12 protein-coding genes and 1 tRNA gene are annotated in these 14542 nt (G+C 73.0%); 7 read left to right on the top strand and 6 right to left on the bottom strand.

Features of this window, described 5'->3' with window-relative positions; all coding sequences use genetic code 11:
* Window positions 1-121 precede the first annotated feature (121 nt).
* The gene (locus DFJ68_RS10125) at window positions 122-3175 is read left to right on the top strand and encodes a UPF0182 family membrane protein (protein WP_121032900.1); all 3054 of its coding nucleotides are present in this window, start codon (window positions 122-124) and stop codon (window positions 3173-3175) included.
* Between the two features lie 68 nt (window positions 3176-3243).
* Window positions 3244-3320, top strand: a tRNA-Met gene (locus tag DFJ68_RS10120).
* Window positions 3321-3432: 112 nt separating this feature from the next.
* Here the strand turns inward: DFJ68_RS10120 and DFJ68_RS18270 are convergent.
* Window positions 3433-4446 carry a hypothetical protein gene (locus DFJ68_RS18270; protein ID WP_170165742.1) on the bottom strand — a complete coding sequence of 338 codons (1014 nt, stop codon included), beginning with the start codon at window positions 4444-4446 and terminating at the stop codon, window positions 3433-3435.
* 187 nt (window positions 4447-4633) lie between these two features.
* Between DFJ68_RS18270 and DFJ68_RS10110 the strand changes: the two genes are divergently transcribed.
* A complete protein-coding gene (locus DFJ68_RS10110) occupies window positions 4634-5977 on the top strand; it encodes a M16 family metallopeptidase (protein ID WP_121032898.1) in 1344 nt (447 codons plus the stop codon).
* On the top strand, window positions 5974-7380 hold the full coding sequence (locus tag DFJ68_RS10105; RefSeq protein WP_121032896.1) for a M16 family metallopeptidase: 1407 nt from the start codon (window positions 5974-5976) through the stop codon (window positions 7378-7380). Before DFJ68_RS10110 ends, DFJ68_RS10105 begins: the two co-directional genes overlap by 4 nt.
* Window positions 7381-7416: 36 nt before the next feature.
* Here the strand turns inward: DFJ68_RS10105 and DFJ68_RS10100 are convergent, their stop codons facing one another.
* Genes DFJ68_RS10100 through DFJ68_RS10080 form a run of 5 tightly spaced genes read right to left on the bottom strand, consistent with a single transcriptional unit; the run spans window position 7417 to window position 11835 of the window.
* The gene (locus DFJ68_RS10100) at window positions 7417-7989 is read right to left on the bottom strand and encodes a GNAT family N-acetyltransferase (RefSeq protein ID WP_121032894.1); all 573 of its coding nucleotides are present in this window, start codon (window positions 7987-7989) and stop codon (window positions 7417-7419) included.
* Window positions 7986-8789 (bottom strand): histidinol-phosphatase, encoded by an 804-nt coding sequence (gene hisN / locus DFJ68_RS10095; RefSeq protein ID WP_121032892.1) that lies wholly within the window; start codon window positions 8787-8789, stop codon window positions 7986-7988. The genes DFJ68_RS10100 and hisN overlap by 4 nt, the downstream gene beginning before the upstream one ends.
* A gap of 53 nt (window positions 8790-8842) precedes the next feature.
* Complete coding sequence (gene rsgA, locus DFJ68_RS10090; RefSeq protein ID WP_121032890.1) at window positions 8843-9907, bottom strand: ribosome small subunit-dependent GTPase A; 1065 nt, start codon at window positions 9905-9907, stop codon at window positions 8843-8845.
* Window positions 9904-11307 (bottom strand): 3-phosphoshikimate 1-carboxyvinyltransferase, encoded by a 1404-nt coding sequence (gene aroA, locus DFJ68_RS10085; RefSeq protein ID WP_121032888.1) that lies wholly within the window; start codon window positions 11305-11307, stop codon window positions 9904-9906. Before aroA ends, rsgA begins: the two co-directional genes overlap by 4 nt.
* Window positions 11308-11319: 12 nt before the next feature.
* Window positions 11320-11835, bottom strand: a complete 516-nt coding sequence (locus DFJ68_RS10080; protein ID WP_121032886.1) for a DoxX family membrane protein — start codon at window positions 11833-11835, stop codon at window positions 11320-11322.
* 150 nt (window positions 11836-11985) lie between these two features.
* Here DFJ68_RS10080 and DFJ68_RS10075 point away from each other — a divergent pair, with 150 nt between their 5' ends.
* The 3 genes from DFJ68_RS10075 to DFJ68_RS10065 all read left to right on the top strand — a co-directional run bounded on the left by DFJ68_RS10075 (window position 11986) and on the right by DFJ68_RS10065 (window position 14407).
* Window positions 11986-12849: an SOS response-associated peptidase gene (locus tag DFJ68_RS10075; RefSeq protein ID WP_121032885.1), complete on the top strand. Its 864-nt coding sequence runs from the start codon at window positions 11986-11988 to the stop codon at window positions 12847-12849.
* Between the two features lie 2 nt (window positions 12850-12851).
* Window positions 12852-13496 carry an alpha/beta hydrolase family protein gene (locus DFJ68_RS10070; RefSeq protein WP_121032883.1) on the top strand — a complete coding sequence of 215 codons (645 nt, stop codon included), beginning with the start codon at window positions 12852-12854 and terminating at the stop codon, window positions 13494-13496.
* Between the two features lie 98 nt (window positions 13497-13594).
* The gene (locus tag DFJ68_RS10065; protein ID WP_147431557.1) at window positions 13595-14407 is read left to right on the top strand and encodes a helix-turn-helix transcriptional regulator; all 813 of its coding nucleotides are present in this window, start codon (window positions 13595-13597) and stop codon (window positions 14405-14407) included.
* Window positions 14408-14542 lie beyond the last annotated feature (135 nt).

Below are 14542 nucleotides of genomic sequence, written 5' to 3'. Positions count from 1 at the left end.
TTAAGGTGTGCGCGGGCGGTCACCCCTACGGCATCCCGTCGAGGGCATCTGCACGCAGGTGTACGCACGTGTCCCGCCCGGCACGCCCGACCATGCCCAGCCCGACGAGGCGAGACACCACGTGAGTGACAGCGACTTCGGCCCACCCCGGCCCAGCTCCGGCGGCGGCGAGCCGAGCCCGCCCCGACGACCCGAGGCGGCCCAGCAGCCCCCGAACCGGCGGCCCCTCGTGACGGCGCTCGTCGTCGCGGCCGCGATCGCGGTGGCGCTCGCCATCGCGGCCCAGTTCTGGACCGAGGTGCTCTGGTACCAGTCGGTGTCCTTCACCGGCGTGTTCACGACGCAGATCGTCGCCAAGGTGGCGCTCGGTGTCGTCGGCGGCCTCGTCATGGCGGCCGTCGTCTGGTCGAGCATCCACTTCGCCTACCGCAACCGGCCGATCTACGCGCCGTCGCCCGACACCCAGGCGATGGAGCACTACCGCCAGGTCGTCGAGCCGATGCGCCGCACCGTGACGATCGCCGCTCCGCTCGCCATCGGCCTCTTCGCCGGCCTGTCGGCCGCCACGCAGTGGGACACCTTCCTGCTCTGGCGCAACGGCACGCCGTTCGGCACGACGGACCCCGAGTTCCAGATGGACATCGGCTTCTTCGTCTTCACCCTGCCGTGGATCAACTTCGTCATCGGCTTCCTGACGATGGTGCTCGTCATCGGCTTCATCGTCGCGGCGTTCGTGCACTACCTCTACGGCGGCATCGTCGCCGGGCAGCGCACGCGCTCGACGCAGGCCGCCCGCGTGCACCTGTCGGTCATCGCGGCCGCGCTCGTGCTCGTGCGCGCCGTCGGCTTCTGGGTCGACCGCTACAACCTCGCCACCGCGCAGTCGACGCGCATGACCGGCATCCAGTACACGGAGTCGCACGCCGTCATCCCGACGAAGGGCATCCTCGCGCTGGCCGCCGTCATGTGCGCCGTCCTCTTCCTCACCGTCATCTGGACCCGCTCGTGGCGCCTGCCCGTCGTCGGCGTCGCCACCCTCGCCGTCATCGTCGTCGCGGTCGGCGGCATCTACCCGGCACTCGTGCAGTCGCTCAAGGTCAAGCCCTCGGAGAAGTCGCTCGAGGTGCCGTACATCCAGCGCAACATCGACGCGACCCGGGCCGCCTACGGATTCGACGCGACCGAGGTCAAGGGCTACAGCACCAAGGACGTCGCCGCCCCCGGGCAGCTCGCCGCCGACGCGGCGACCGTCCCCGGCATCCGGCTCATCGACCCCAACGTCGTCAGCCCGACGTTCAAGCAGCTCGAGGCGAGCAAGGGCTACTACCAGTTCGCCGACGTGCTCGACGTCGACCGCTACGACATCGACGGCACCTCGACCGACACCGTCGTGGCCGCGCGCGAGCTCGACCTCGACGGCGTGCCCGACGGGCAGCGCAACTGGCTCAACGACCACACGGTGTACACGCACGGCTACGGCCTCGTCGCTGCTCGCGGCAACACCCGTGAGGACAACGGCGAGCCGACCTTCATCGAGTCGCAGATCGGTAGCAAGGGCCTGCTCGGCGACTACCAGCCGCGCATCTACTTCGGTGAGAGCTCGCCCGAGTACTCCATCGTCGGCGGCGGCAAGAAGGAGTTCGACTTCCCGGACCCCGCCGGCACCGGTCAGAAGACGAACGAGTACGACGGGCTCGGCGGCGTGCAGCTCGACGCGGTCAAGCGGATCGCCTACGCGGTCAAGTACCGCGAGATCAACTTCCTGTTGTCGGATGCCGTCACCAACGACTCGCGCATCCTCGACCACCGCACCCCGCGCGAGCGGGTGCAGCGCGTCGCGCCGTGGCTGACGCTCGACGGCAACGCCTACCCGACGATCGTCGACGGTCGCGTGCTGTGGGTGCTCGACGGCTACACGACCTCCTCCGGTTACCCGTACTCGGAGATGACGACCCTCGACAGCGTCACCGAGGACGCCGTGACGAGCACTCGCCGCTCGGTGCAGGCCGTGCAGGCCGGCCAGGTCAACTACGTGCGCAACTCGGTCAAGGCGACCGTCGACGCGTACGACGGCACCGTCACGCTCTACCAGTGGGACGAGAGCGACCCGGTGCTGAAGGCCTGGATGTCGATCTTCCCCGACAGCGTCAAGCCGCTCTCGGACATCAAGGGCTCCCTCATGCAGCACCTGCGCTACCCCGAGGACCTCTTCAAGGTGCAGCGCCAGCTGCTCACGCGCTACCACGACACCGACGCCAACTCCTTCTACGGCGGCCAGAACTTCTGGCGCGTGCCCGACGACCCGACGCAGCAGCAGGCCGCGCTCGTCAACCCGGTGCAGCCGCCGTACTACCTGTCCCTCGCCATGCCGGGGCAGAGCGCGCCCGCCTTCTCGCTCACCTCGACCTTCATGCCGACCGGTGACCGCAACGTGCTCTCGGGCTTCATCGCGGTCGACGGCGACGCCGGCAGCGAGGACGGCAAGAAGTCGAGCAGCTACGGCACCCTGAGGCTGCTCGAGACGACGGGGCAGAACGTCAAGGGCCCGGGGCAGGTCTACAACGACATGCGCAGCTCGACGGTGACCTCGAACGACGCGAGCCTGGGCCGACAGCTGACCCTCGCGCAGTTCATCTCGACGACGAGCTCGACCGGCGCCAACGTCATCTTCGGCAACCAGCTGACCCTGCCCGTCGGCGGTGGCCTGCTCTACGTGCAGCCCATCTACGTGCAGGCGAAGTCGGCCGGGTCGGGCTCCTACCCGCGCCTGTCGGCGGTGGCCGTGGCGTTCGGCTCGAAGATCGCGTGGGCCGGCTCGCTCGACGCGGCGCTCAACGACCTCTTCGGGGGCGAGTCGGGCGCGAACGCCGGTGACAACGGCACCGAGACGCCGGACACCCCGACCGGCACCCCCAGCGGGACGCCGTCGGGCACGCCGAGCGCCACCCCGTCGTCGCCGGCCCCGTCGGCGAGCACCCCCGCCCCGTCGGGGACGCCGAACCCGGCCGTGCTGCAGCAGGCGCTGCAGGACGCCGAGACGGCGTACGCCGAGGGTCAGGCCGCCCTCAAGGCGGGCGACTTCACCGCCTACGGCGCCGCGCAGGAGAAGCTCAAGGCGGCGCTCGAGCGCGCTGTCGGGGCCTCGCCGCGCGACACCGCGACGGGCAACCCGTAGCCGGGCCGGGCTGCTGCACGACGCGATTTGGTGTGACCGCCGCGGTCTTGTACCGTAGGGATCACCGACGCGGGGTGGAGCAGCTCGGTAGCTCGCCGGGCTCATAACCCGGAGGTCGCAGGTTCAAATCCTGCCCCCGCTACCAACGTGTCACGACGAAGGCCCGGACCACACGGTCCGGGCCTTCGTCGTTCCCTGAGCCTGTCGCCGCGGCCGCAGCCGTCAGACAGGTCGCGAGGGCGGCCGTGACGCTGGCGTCACCAGCCGCGCGGCACCTGGGCCATCCGGGCCGGGCGGGAGTCGACCCAGTCTCGCAGCGTGCCGGCCGACTGGGGCCGGACGTAGTAGGCCCAGACGAGCGCGTCGGTGACGAACTCGCCCTCCTCGAGGTAGGAGTCGAGCTCGGCCCGCACCCGCTCGAACTGCGCCACCGTCGACGGGGCGCCGTGGTGGGCGACGGTCGGCAGGTTGAGCACGACGTCGGCGACCTCGCTGGGCAGCTCGTGCACGCCCGTCGGCCGGGCCTGGTGCCGACGCCAGGCTTCCGCCCGCCGACGCCGACGCACGCCGAGGAAGGTCAGGCCCCCGGCGATGAAGAGCGTGGTGACGTTGCCGCCCGGGTTGGCGGGGATCGTCTCGGTGGCCGCCTGGGCGATGTTGTTGACCGTCGACAGGCCGAGGACACCGGCGGCGGTGAACGTCCAGTTGCGCCGCCACCAGCCGCCGGCCGGCGCCGACCGGCTCGAGACCGAGTGCTCGTACGCGGTCCTGGTCCACCACCGCACCTGGTCGCGGGGGAAGGACGGCAACGCCCGAAGCAGCAGGCGGTGCCTGGCCTCGGCGTCCACCGACGTCGGCAGGGGAGCGGTGGGCGGCACACCGGCCGCCCCCGGGACGACCCCGAGACCGGGGGCGGCCGAGCTCGCCGGCGTCACCCCGCCCCGCAGGTCGTAGCGGACGAGCGCGGCCCCGACGGCGTCGGCGTGGGCCACGGCCTGCGCGGTGAAGCCGGCGCCGGAGAAGACGTAGGGCCGCTTGCCTCCGTCACGGGCGGCCGCCGCCACGACGGCGGCCACGGTGTCGGCCCCGACCGGCGCGGCCTCGAACGAGACCCGGGCCAGCGCCGTCGTCGACCACACGTCGACCGCCCCGTCGGCCCCGCGGTCGGTCGCCTGGGCGTCCGGGTGGCCCCAATGACGCAGCCACGCGGCGGCGTTGAGCGTCGCGGCCTGGCTCGAGTCGATCTGCACGTCCCCCGGTCGCTCGCTCACCGGCATCCCCCCGTCGCTGCACGTGTCCCGCCTGCCTGGGGACGAGGGTACGTTCCCGCCCGCCCCGCAGGGCGAGGACGTCGGCGGGTCGCCGCCGGGTTCCCGACACGCTCACGTCACGCTCCCGCACGCTCCCGCAGGGGGAGACCGACGGGTGGCGGTCGGGGGTGTCACGTAGGTTGAGGAGGTGACCCCGATCTCCTATCCCATCGTCGAGCGGACCCTCGCCAACGGCCTGCGCGTCGTCGTCTCCGAGGACCACACGGTGCCCAACGTCGCCGTCAACCTCTGGGTCGGGGTCGGCTCGCGCCACGAGACCCCGGGGCGCACCGGGTTCGCCCACCTCTTCGAGCACCTCATGTTCCAGGGCAGCCGCAACGTCGCCTCGGGGGAGCACTTCTCGGCCCTCATGGCGCAGGGGGCGCGCCTCAACGCGACGACGTGGTTCGACCGCACGAACTACTTCGAGACGGTGCCGACAGGCGCGCTCGACCTCGCGCTGTGGCTCGAGGCCGACCGGCACGGCCACCTGCTCGACGCCGTGACGCAGGAGAATCTCGACAACCAGCGCGACGTCGTCAAGGAGGAGAAGCGCCAGCGGTACGACAACGTGCCCTACGGCAGCGCGCTCATCGACCTCTACGCCACCGTGTTCCCCGCCGACCACCCGTACCACCACCCGACGATCGGCTCGATGGACGACCTCGACGCCGCCACCGTCGACGACGTGCACGCCTTCTTCCGCGCGCACTACGGCCCCAACAACACGGTGCTCACGCTCGTCGGCGACGTCACCCCCGAGGCGGGCTTCGCCGCGGCCGAGCGCTACTTCGGCGCCCTGCCCGCCATCGAGCTGCAGCGCCGGGGCCGTCACGAGCAGCTGCCCCCGCTCGCTGACGTCGTGCGCCTCGACCGCGTCGGCGACGTCCCGAACGACCGCGTCTACCTCGCCTTCCGCATCCCCGTCGACGCGACCCCCGAGTACCTCGCCACGACGGTCGCCCTCGACGTCGTGGGCGGCCTCGCCAGCTCGCGCCTCATGCGCCGGCTCGTGCGGAATGACGAGACGGCGGTGTCGGTGAGCGGCTGGAGCATGGGCCTGGTCGACGGTGTCGGCCTCGGTGCCATCACCGCCGACGTCGCCGAGGGCGCCGACCCCGACGCCGTCGAGACCGCCGTGTGCGAGGAGCTGACCCGCTTCATCGCCGAGGGCCCGGATGCCGTCGAGCTCGAGTCCGTGGTCGCCGACACCGAGCGTTCGTGGCTGAGTGCCCTGGCGAGCATCGAGGAGCGGGCCGACCACCTCAGCCACCACGCGATGCTCACCGGCGACCCGGGCTACGTCAACACCTACGTCGACCAGCTCGCCGCCGTCACGGCCGAGGACGTCCGGGCCGCCGCGGCCGCATGGCTGGACCCCGGTTCGCGCGCGGTGGTGCGCTACCTCACCGACCGCGACCAGCGCGACGACGGTGACCCGCACGACGACGGCGAACCGCGTGACGGACGCACGCAGGAGGCCGCGGCATGAGCACCCTCACCTCCGACGACGCCGTGGCCGTGCCCCGCCCCACCGTCGAGCCGCCGGCGCCGTGGGACTTCCCCCCGGCCGGCACGCACGACCTGCCCAACGGGCTGCGGCTGCTCACCTACGACGTCCCCGGGCAGTACGTGCTCTCGGTGCGCCTCGGTGTGCCGGTGCCGCTCGACAGCGAGCCGCGCGACCGGGAGGGCGTCGGGACGATCATGGCTCGCACCCTCGACGAGGGCACCGAGCACCACACCGCCGAGGAGTTCCAGAGCCTGCTCGAGCGCAAGGGCATCGGGTACGGCGCGGGCGTCTCCGACTCCGGCCTGTCCATCGACCTCGACGTCGTCAAGGGCACCCTCGAGCCGGCCCTCGACCTGCTGCGCCAGGTGCTCACCGAGCCCGCCTTCCCGGCCGTCGAGGTGGCCCGCCACGTGCGCAGCCGGCTGGCCGAGATCGAGCACGAGCGCTCGGTCGGCGCGGCCCGGGCGATGCTCGCGTTCGTCGACACCTTCTACGCCGACGACGAGCGGATCTCGCGGCCCACGGGCGGCTCGGCCGCCACCGTAGGTGCGGTGACCCGCGACGACGTCGTGGCGCACCACGGGGCCCACGTCACGGCATCCGGCTCGACGATCGTCGTCGCCGGCGACCTCGACGGCCTCGACGTCCCGGCCCTCGTGGAGGCCGCGCTCGGCGGCTGGCGCAGCGGACCGGCTAGGGGGCGCCACGTCGAGCGCACGACGCGCTACGCGGCCGACCGCGCCCACATCGTGCTCGTCGACCGCCCCGGAGCCGTGCAGAGCGACTTCGTCGTCGGCGCGCCCGGCCCCGACCGCTCGGCGCCGGGCGGCTGGGCGCCCTACCCGGCCCTCGCCTTCGTGCTCGGCGGCTCGCCCACGGCGCGCGTCGACGCGGTGCTGCGCGAGGAGAAGGGCTACACCTACGGCGCCCGCTCGGTCTTCCGGCCCCGCCGCGGCGGCGGGAGCTTCCTGACGTACGGCTCGGTGCGCGCCGACGTGACGGCGGAGTCGGTCGGCCTGCTCGTCGACATCCTCGAGGGCGCCTCCGGCGGCTTCACCGACGAGGAGGTGCGCATGGGGGTCGACTTCATCTCCAAGACGGCGCCGGGCCGCTACGCCACCGCCGACGCCATCGCCGACGAGGCCGTGAGCATGGCCCTCGACGGCCGCACGACGGAGTTCACGACCTCGAACCTGCACGACCTCGCCACGGTCACGAGCGAGCGGGTGGATGCCGCGTGGGCCCGTTTCGCGTCCGGGGCCGGCATCGGCACGGGGTCGCGTGGCGCGGGCTGGACGATCGTCGTCGTCGGTGACGCGTCGGCCCATGCCGAGCAGGTCGAGGCGTTGGGGCTCGGGCCCGTCACCGTGGTGCGCGACTGAGGGTCGCCACCGGCTCGGGGGAGTCCGGCGGCGGTGTCAGGCGTCGCCCGCGGGCAGCGGGCGTTCCATGACGAAGTCGTCCTCGTAGGCGTCGCCGACGAGGAAGCGCTTCGTGCCGACGACCTCGAACCCCGACTTGCGGTAGAAGCGCTGGGCCCGCTCGTTCTGCTGGTTGACGCCGAGCCACACACCCGCCGCGCCGCGCTCACCGGCCCACCGAAGGCCGGCGGCCATGAGCCGGGCGGCGGCCCCCGTGCCGTGCGCCTGCGGCAGCACGTAGATCTTGCTCAGCTCGACGGTGGGCCGGCGGGTCACCGCGGCGGCCACGTCGGGATCACCCGGCTCGGCGGCCACGAGCATGGCGTAGCCCACGGCGGCGTCACCGGCGCTGTCGGCCTCGGCGAGCAGGACGACCCGGTCGGGGTCGGCGAGGTAGTCGTCGAAACGGGCGCGTGAGAGCACCCCGTCGATGAAGGCGTCGATGCGCTCGATGGCCATGCCGGGCGGGCAGGCCAGCGCGAAGGTGGCCGCCGCGACCCGCGCGAGGGCGGCGGAGTCGTCGGGGGTGGCCCGCCGCACGACGGCGCGGGGGCGCTCGGGCTCCGTCATCCCGAGCCCTCCCGTGCCGGCAGGCCGATGCGCGCGAGCACCTCGTCGTGCAGCAGCCCGTTGGTGGCGAGGGCGTTGCCGCTCCAGCACCCGGGGCGGCCGTCGAGACCGGTGAAGCGGCCGCCGGCCTCCTCGACGATGGGCACGAGGGCGGCCATGTCGTGGACCTCCAGCTCGGGCTCGGCGGCGATGTCGACCGCGCCCTCGGCGACGAGCATGTACGACCAGAAGTCGCCGTAGGCGCGGCTGCGCCAGCAGTCGTCCATGAGCGTGAGCACCTCGGCGCCCCGCCCCCGCTCGCGCCAGCCGCCGAGCGACGAGTGGCTCATCGAGGCGTCGGAGAGGTCGCTCACCTTCGAGACCGAGATGCGGCGCGCCGAGGTGAGGGAGCGCCCGGTCCAGGCTCCGGATCCGACGGCGGCCCACCAGCGGCGCTGCAGCGCCGGCGCCGAGACGAGGCCGAGCACGGGGCGGCCCTCGTCGACGAGGCCGATGAGGGTGGCCCACACCGGGACACCGCGGACGAAGTTCTTCGTGCCGTCAATGGGGTCGATGACCCAGCGGCGCTGGCCGCGGCCCGTGGTGTCGAACTCCTCGCCCTCGACCGCGTCCCGCGGACGGGTCCGCTTGAGCTGGCTGCGGATCAGCTCCTCGGCGGCACGGTCGGCGTCGGTCACCGGGGTGAGGTCGGGCTTGCTCTCGACGACGAGGTCGGCGGCGAGGAAGCGCGAGGTCGTCACCCTCTCCACGGCGTCGGCGAGCACGTGCGCCAGGCGGAGGTCGTCGTCGTAGGAGGTCACCCGGCCCAACCTACCGGGGGGCCGGGGCGGCTCGGACCCGCCTGCGCCGCGGCTCAGTCAGGCGTCGAGCGGCTCGACAGCAGCCGGCGCAGCGACTCGAGCCGCGAGGGGCCGGCGGCCCCCGCGCGACCCTGTTCCACCCACTCGTCGAGGGCGCACTCGGGCTCGTCGTGGGTGCAGCCCCGGGGGCAGCCGTCCGTACCCGCGGCGAGGTCGGGGAAGTGGTCGATGATGTGGTCGACGTCGATGTGCGCCAGCCCGAACGACCGGATGCCGGGCGTGTCGATGACCCAGCCGTCGTCGTCGCCGGGCAGGCGCAGCGCCACGGCGTTCGTCGACGTGTGCCGGCCCCGGCCCGTCGTGTCGTTGACGACCCCGACGGCGCGCAGGGCGTCGGGGACAAGGGCGTTGACGAGGGTGCTCTTGCCGACGCCGGAGTGGCCGACGAGGACCGACACCTTGCCGGCGAGGCGCTCGCGCACGCCCTCGATGCCGACGATGCCGCGGGTACTGCCGGCGCCGTCGGCCCCTGCCACCTCGGGGCCGCGGGAGGTGACGACGTGCGCGACGTCGAGCGGCGCGTAGCTGGCGAGGAACGGGGCCGGGTCGACGAGGTCGGCCTTGGTGAGGGCGAGCAGCGGGTCGAGGTCGGCGTCGTACGCCGCGACGAGGCACCGGTCGACCATCCGCGGGCGCGGCTCCGGGTCGGCCAGGGCCGTGACGATGACGAGCTGGTCGGCGTTGGCGACGATGATGCGCTCGTAAGGGTCGGTGTCGTCGGCGGTGCGACGCAGCACCGACCTCCGCTCCTCGATGCGGACGATCCGGGCCAAGGCGTCAGGGCCGCCGGCGAGGTCACCGACGAGGGCGACGTCGTCGCCCACGACGACGCGCGTACGCCCGATCTCGCGCGCCTTCATCGCCGTCACCACGCGCTCCGGCTCCTTGCGGCCGAGAACACCCTTCGGCACGAGGCAGGTGTAGCGCCCGCGGTCGACGCCGATGACCATCGCGACGACGGCGTCCGAGTGCGCAGGGCGCTCCTTCGTCCGTGGACGAGACCCCTTGCGGCTGGGGCGAACTCGGATGTCGCTCTCGTCGAGGCCGCGCCAGCTCATCGCACGGTGCCGTCGTGGGAGCCGTCGCGAGAGCCGTCGCGCCCGACGACCGGGCGGGACGGGTCCGCGCCGTCGAGCATCCCCTGCCACAGGCCGGTGAAGTCGGGCAGCGTCTTCGCCGTGGTGCCGACGTCCTCGACCGTCACGCCGTCGACCCGGAGCCCGAGGATGGCGCCGGCCGTGGCCATCCGGTGGTCGTGGTAGGTGCGGAAACGCCCACCGCGCAGCACCGCCGGCCGGATGCGCAGGCCGTCGTCGGTCTCCTCGACGTCGCCGCCGAGCCGGCCCAGCTCGGCCGACAGGGCCGCGAGGCGGTCGGTCTCGTGGCCGCGGATGTGGGCCACGCCGCGCAGCCACGACGGGGTGGAGGCGAGGGCGGCGAGGGCGGCGACGGTCGGGGTCAGCTCGGCGGCGTCGTGCAGGTCGATGTCGATGCCGACGAGCTCGTCGCCCCCCGTCACGGTGAGGCCGGTGCGGTCGAGGCGCACGTCGGCGCCCATGGCGTCGAGGATCTCGCGCATGAGGTCGCCGGCCTGCGTCGTGTGCTGGGGCCAGCCGGGCACCCGCACGCTGCCACCGGCGGCGAGGGCGGCGGCGAGGAACGGGCCGGCGTTCGACAGGTCGGGCTCGACGGACACGTCGAGGGCGTTGATCTCCGACGGCTCCACGCGCCACGTGTTCGGCTCGGAGTCGTCGACGACCGCACCGGCGTCGCGCAGCGCCTCGACGGTCATGAGGATGTGCGGCTGGCTCGGCACCGGCTTGCCGTCGTGGTGCACGGTGACGCCCTGCTCGTAGCGGGCGCCCGCGAGCAGGAGCGAGGAGACGAACTGCGACGAGGCCGAGGCGTCCATCGTCACCGAGCCACCCGGCATCCGGCCCGCGCCGTGGACGGTGAGGGGGAGGCAGCCGGTGCCGTCGTCGTCGATCGATGCGCCGAGGGTGCGCAGGGCGTCGACCACCGGTGACATCGGGCGCACCCGGGCCTGGGGGTCGCCGTCCATGCGGACGTCACCGTCGGCCAGCACCGCGACAGCCGGTAGGAACCGCATGACGGTGCCGGCGAGGCCGCAGTGCACGTCGACGTCGCCGCGCAGCGCGTCGGGTGGGCTGACGATCCAGTCGGGCCCTCCGACGGCGTCGGCCGGGTCCGAGGGCACGTCGTCGACGCCGACACCGAGGGTTCGCAGGGCCTGCGCCATGAGCAGCGTGTCGCGCGAGCGCAGGGGGGCCCGCAGGCGCGACCGGTCGGAGGCGAGCGCCGCGAGGACGAGGTAGCGGTTGGTCAGAGACTTGCTGCCGGGCAGGACGACGGTCGCGTCGAGGGGGCCGGTGGCCCGGGGGGCGGTCCAGTCGCCGTCGGTCGGCTCGCCGTCGCGAGCCCCGGGATGCGCACTCACTCGGGGACGACCTCAGCTCACGACGTCGTGGGCACGGGCCGCCAGCAGCTTGCCCTCGCGGCGGGCCGCACGCTTGGCGTGACGGGCCTCGCGCCGGGTCGTGCGGCCGGCCTGCTGGGCGCGCCAGGCGAGACCCGGCTTGCCGGCGGTGTCGACGCTCGCGAGCAGCAGCCCGCCGAGCAGGCCGACGTTCTTGAGGAAGAGGCTGCGGCTCTGGGCCTTCTTCGCGGGGTCGGTCTCGTCCCAGAACGCGTGCTCGATCGCGGTCGTCGGCACGATCGAGGCGGCCAGCACCGTCGAGGCCAGGCGCGGCAGCCGGCCGGTCGCGAGCAGGAGCCCACCGCCGAGCAGGGCCGCGCCGTTGACGCGCACGACGAGGTCGGGGTCGTTCGGCACCGAGTCGCTCGGCACCTTCTCGAGCAGGTTGGCCGCCCGGTCGGTGCGGGCCGCGGGGTTGCGCAGCGCGTCGATGCCTCCGGCGATGAAGACGGACGCGAGCAACGGGCGGGCCAGACGACGAACGATCATGGGGCTGTCCTCCTGGAGGGGCACCGTCGGTGCCACCGTCGTGGATCGGTTGGGTCCTACGCTATCGACATACCCTCGGCCCCCGGGGTGGCGGCCGAGGGCGGCGACCTCGGGCCCCTCGCCCACCGGCATCCGCAATACGCTGGCGCCATGTGTGGGAGGTACGCCGCCAGCGCCCGGCCCGACGAGCTGGTCGAGGCGTTCGACGTCGATGAGGACCACAGCGACGAGCCGACGCGGTCGCTGCTCAAGCGACCGCAGAGCCCGCCACCGGGGGAGCCCGACTACAACATGGCCCCGTCGAAGCAGGCGCTCGTCGTGCTGACCCGCGCGCCACGGGAGGCGCGCGAGAGTGCCGCCGAGGCGGCCCCGACCCGCCAGCTGCGCCTGCTCACGTGGGGGCTCGTGCCCTCGTGGGCCAAGGACGTCAAGATCGGCCAGCGCATGACGAACGCCCGGGCCGAGTCGGTGCTCGGCAAGGGCGCCTTCGCCAAGGCGGCCCTGTCCCGGCGGTGCATCGTGCCCGCCGAGGGGTGGTACGAGTGGCAGGCCAGCCCCACGGCGACGGACGCGAAGGGCAAGCCGCGCAAGCAGCCGTTCTTCGTCCACCGCGCCGACGGCGACCCCGTCGCGTTCGCCGGGCTCTACGAGTTCTGGCGCGACCGCGACCTGCCCGACGACGACCCCGACGCGTGGCTGACGACGTTCACGATCATCACGACGGCCGCCGAGCCCGGCCTCGACCGCATCCACGACCGACAGCCGCTCGTACTCGACCGCGACCAATGGTGGGACTGGCTCGACCCCGACGAGAAGGACCCGGAGGTCGTGCGCGGCCTGCTCGAGTACTCCGACCCCGGCCGCTTCGTCGCCCACCCCGTCGGCCGCGGTGTCGGAGCGACGAGCAACAACGGTCCCGGACTCGTCGAGCCCGCACCCGCGGAGGAGCTGCAGGGCGTCGTCGACCCGATGACCGGCGAGATCATCGACGGTGCAACCCTTTTCGAGGGTTGAGGATGCCGGTCACGACGTCGGTGCGCGAGGTCGAGACCCCGCAGGGCGCCGCCCGCGCCCACGTCCGACGGCCTCGCGGGGCACGCGGCACGGTCGTGCTGGGCCACGGCGCGGGCGGTGGGCTCGGTGCCCTCGACCTGGCCGTGGCCGGAGAGGTGCTGACGGGGGAGGGCTGGGCCTTCGTACTCGTCGAGCAGCCGTGGCTCGTCGCCGGGCGGCGCATCGCCGGGCGCCCCCCGACGCTCGACGAGGCGTGGGTGCCGGTCGTGCGGTCGCTCCTGGCCGGGCGTGCGCGGCTGCCCCGCCCCCTCGTCGTCGGCGGACGCAGCGCCGGCGCGCGGGTCGCCTGTCGCACCGGGGCGCAGGTGCAGGCCGACGGCTCCCTGCTGCTGAGCTTCCCGCTGCACCCACCCGGTCGGCCGGACCGGCTGAGGGCGGACGAGCTGGCCCTGGCCCCGTCGCCGTCGTGGCTGGTCCACGGCCGCACCGACCCCTTCGGGACCCCCGACGAGGTGCGGGCCCACCTGCCCGACGGTGCGACGCTGTTCGAGGTGGCCGGTGCCCACTCCTTCCCCGCGGGCTCCCGCGCGGCTCTGACGGCGGCGCTGACGACGGCGGCGCAGGGACTCGACGTGCTGCGGCACTGAGCCGGCCGGCATCCCGCCGCCTGCGGCCGGGGGCGAGACGGCTTACGGTCGGGGTTACGTGACGGTAACGTCGAAGGGTCGCGCTGAGGAGGTGCATCGTGGCGCAGGGAGATGGTGACGCCCGCCGATCCTCTCCTGCCATCGGCCGTCCACGTTCGCCAGGCCCGCAGACAACCCGCGATCCGGGGGCGGGTGACCGGAAGCTGCTCGCTCTCGCTGACGATTTCGTGCGTGCCGTCCGCGGGTCTGAGTTGGATGTGCTCACCGGCGCCGAGGTAGCTGGGCTCGAACTGCTCGGCTACGCAGATTCGCGGCTGCCCGGGGTCCTGGCCACACTGCAAGCCCGGGTGCGCCGATCTGTGTGGAACATGCAGGTGCGTCTGCCTTTTTTCGCCGAGGACCCCTGGGACGAGCTCAATGAACGCTCACGTCGTGCGGGCCACAACACCCGCCTGATCCTCGCTGAAAGCGGCCTGGTGGCGAATCCGTTGGTCAGCTCTCAGTACCCCATTGTGAGAACAGGTCCTGTTCCCCTGTCGATGATCCTCCTCGACGAGTCTGTGGTGGTCTATGCCGGTCTTCGAGCAACGAGTGGCCACGACACCATCTGGGCCGCCTCCCGAGAGGATTGGGTTGGGCTTGCGCTCGGCGTATGGAGGTCCGCGTGGCAGCTTGCGACACCGGTGTTGGAGGACCCTGACTTGCCGCCGTTGAATCGTCGCCAGTTCGCCGTCGCGTGTTTCCTCGCGCAAGGGCTCGGGGACGACGCCATCTCCCGTCGGGTAGGCGTATCACGCCGAACAGTGGCTAGCGACGTCCGCGCGGTCATGGATCTTCTCGGAGCCCAAAGCCGTTTCCAGGCCGGAAACAAGCTCGGAAGTCTGAGGCCGCCGGCGGGTGGGCCGGTATGACTCGAAGGGTGGGAATGCCCCTCGCGTGGCCGTCGTTGACGATTGCATGTTGATGAGTCTGGAGCGAAGGGACACGGGGGCAGGGCTGGCGCCCGTTGCCGATGTCTCCACGAGACCGCCGTCCTCTGCGTCCCG

Origin of the sequence: Terracoccus luteus, from assembly GCF_003635045.1 — a bacterium.
Lineage (GTDB): Bacteria > Actinomycetota > Actinomycetes > Actinomycetales > Dermatophilaceae > Terracoccus > Terracoccus luteus.
Note: the sequence above shows the minus strand (reverse complement) of the source record. Positions and strands in the feature narration are given on the sequence as shown.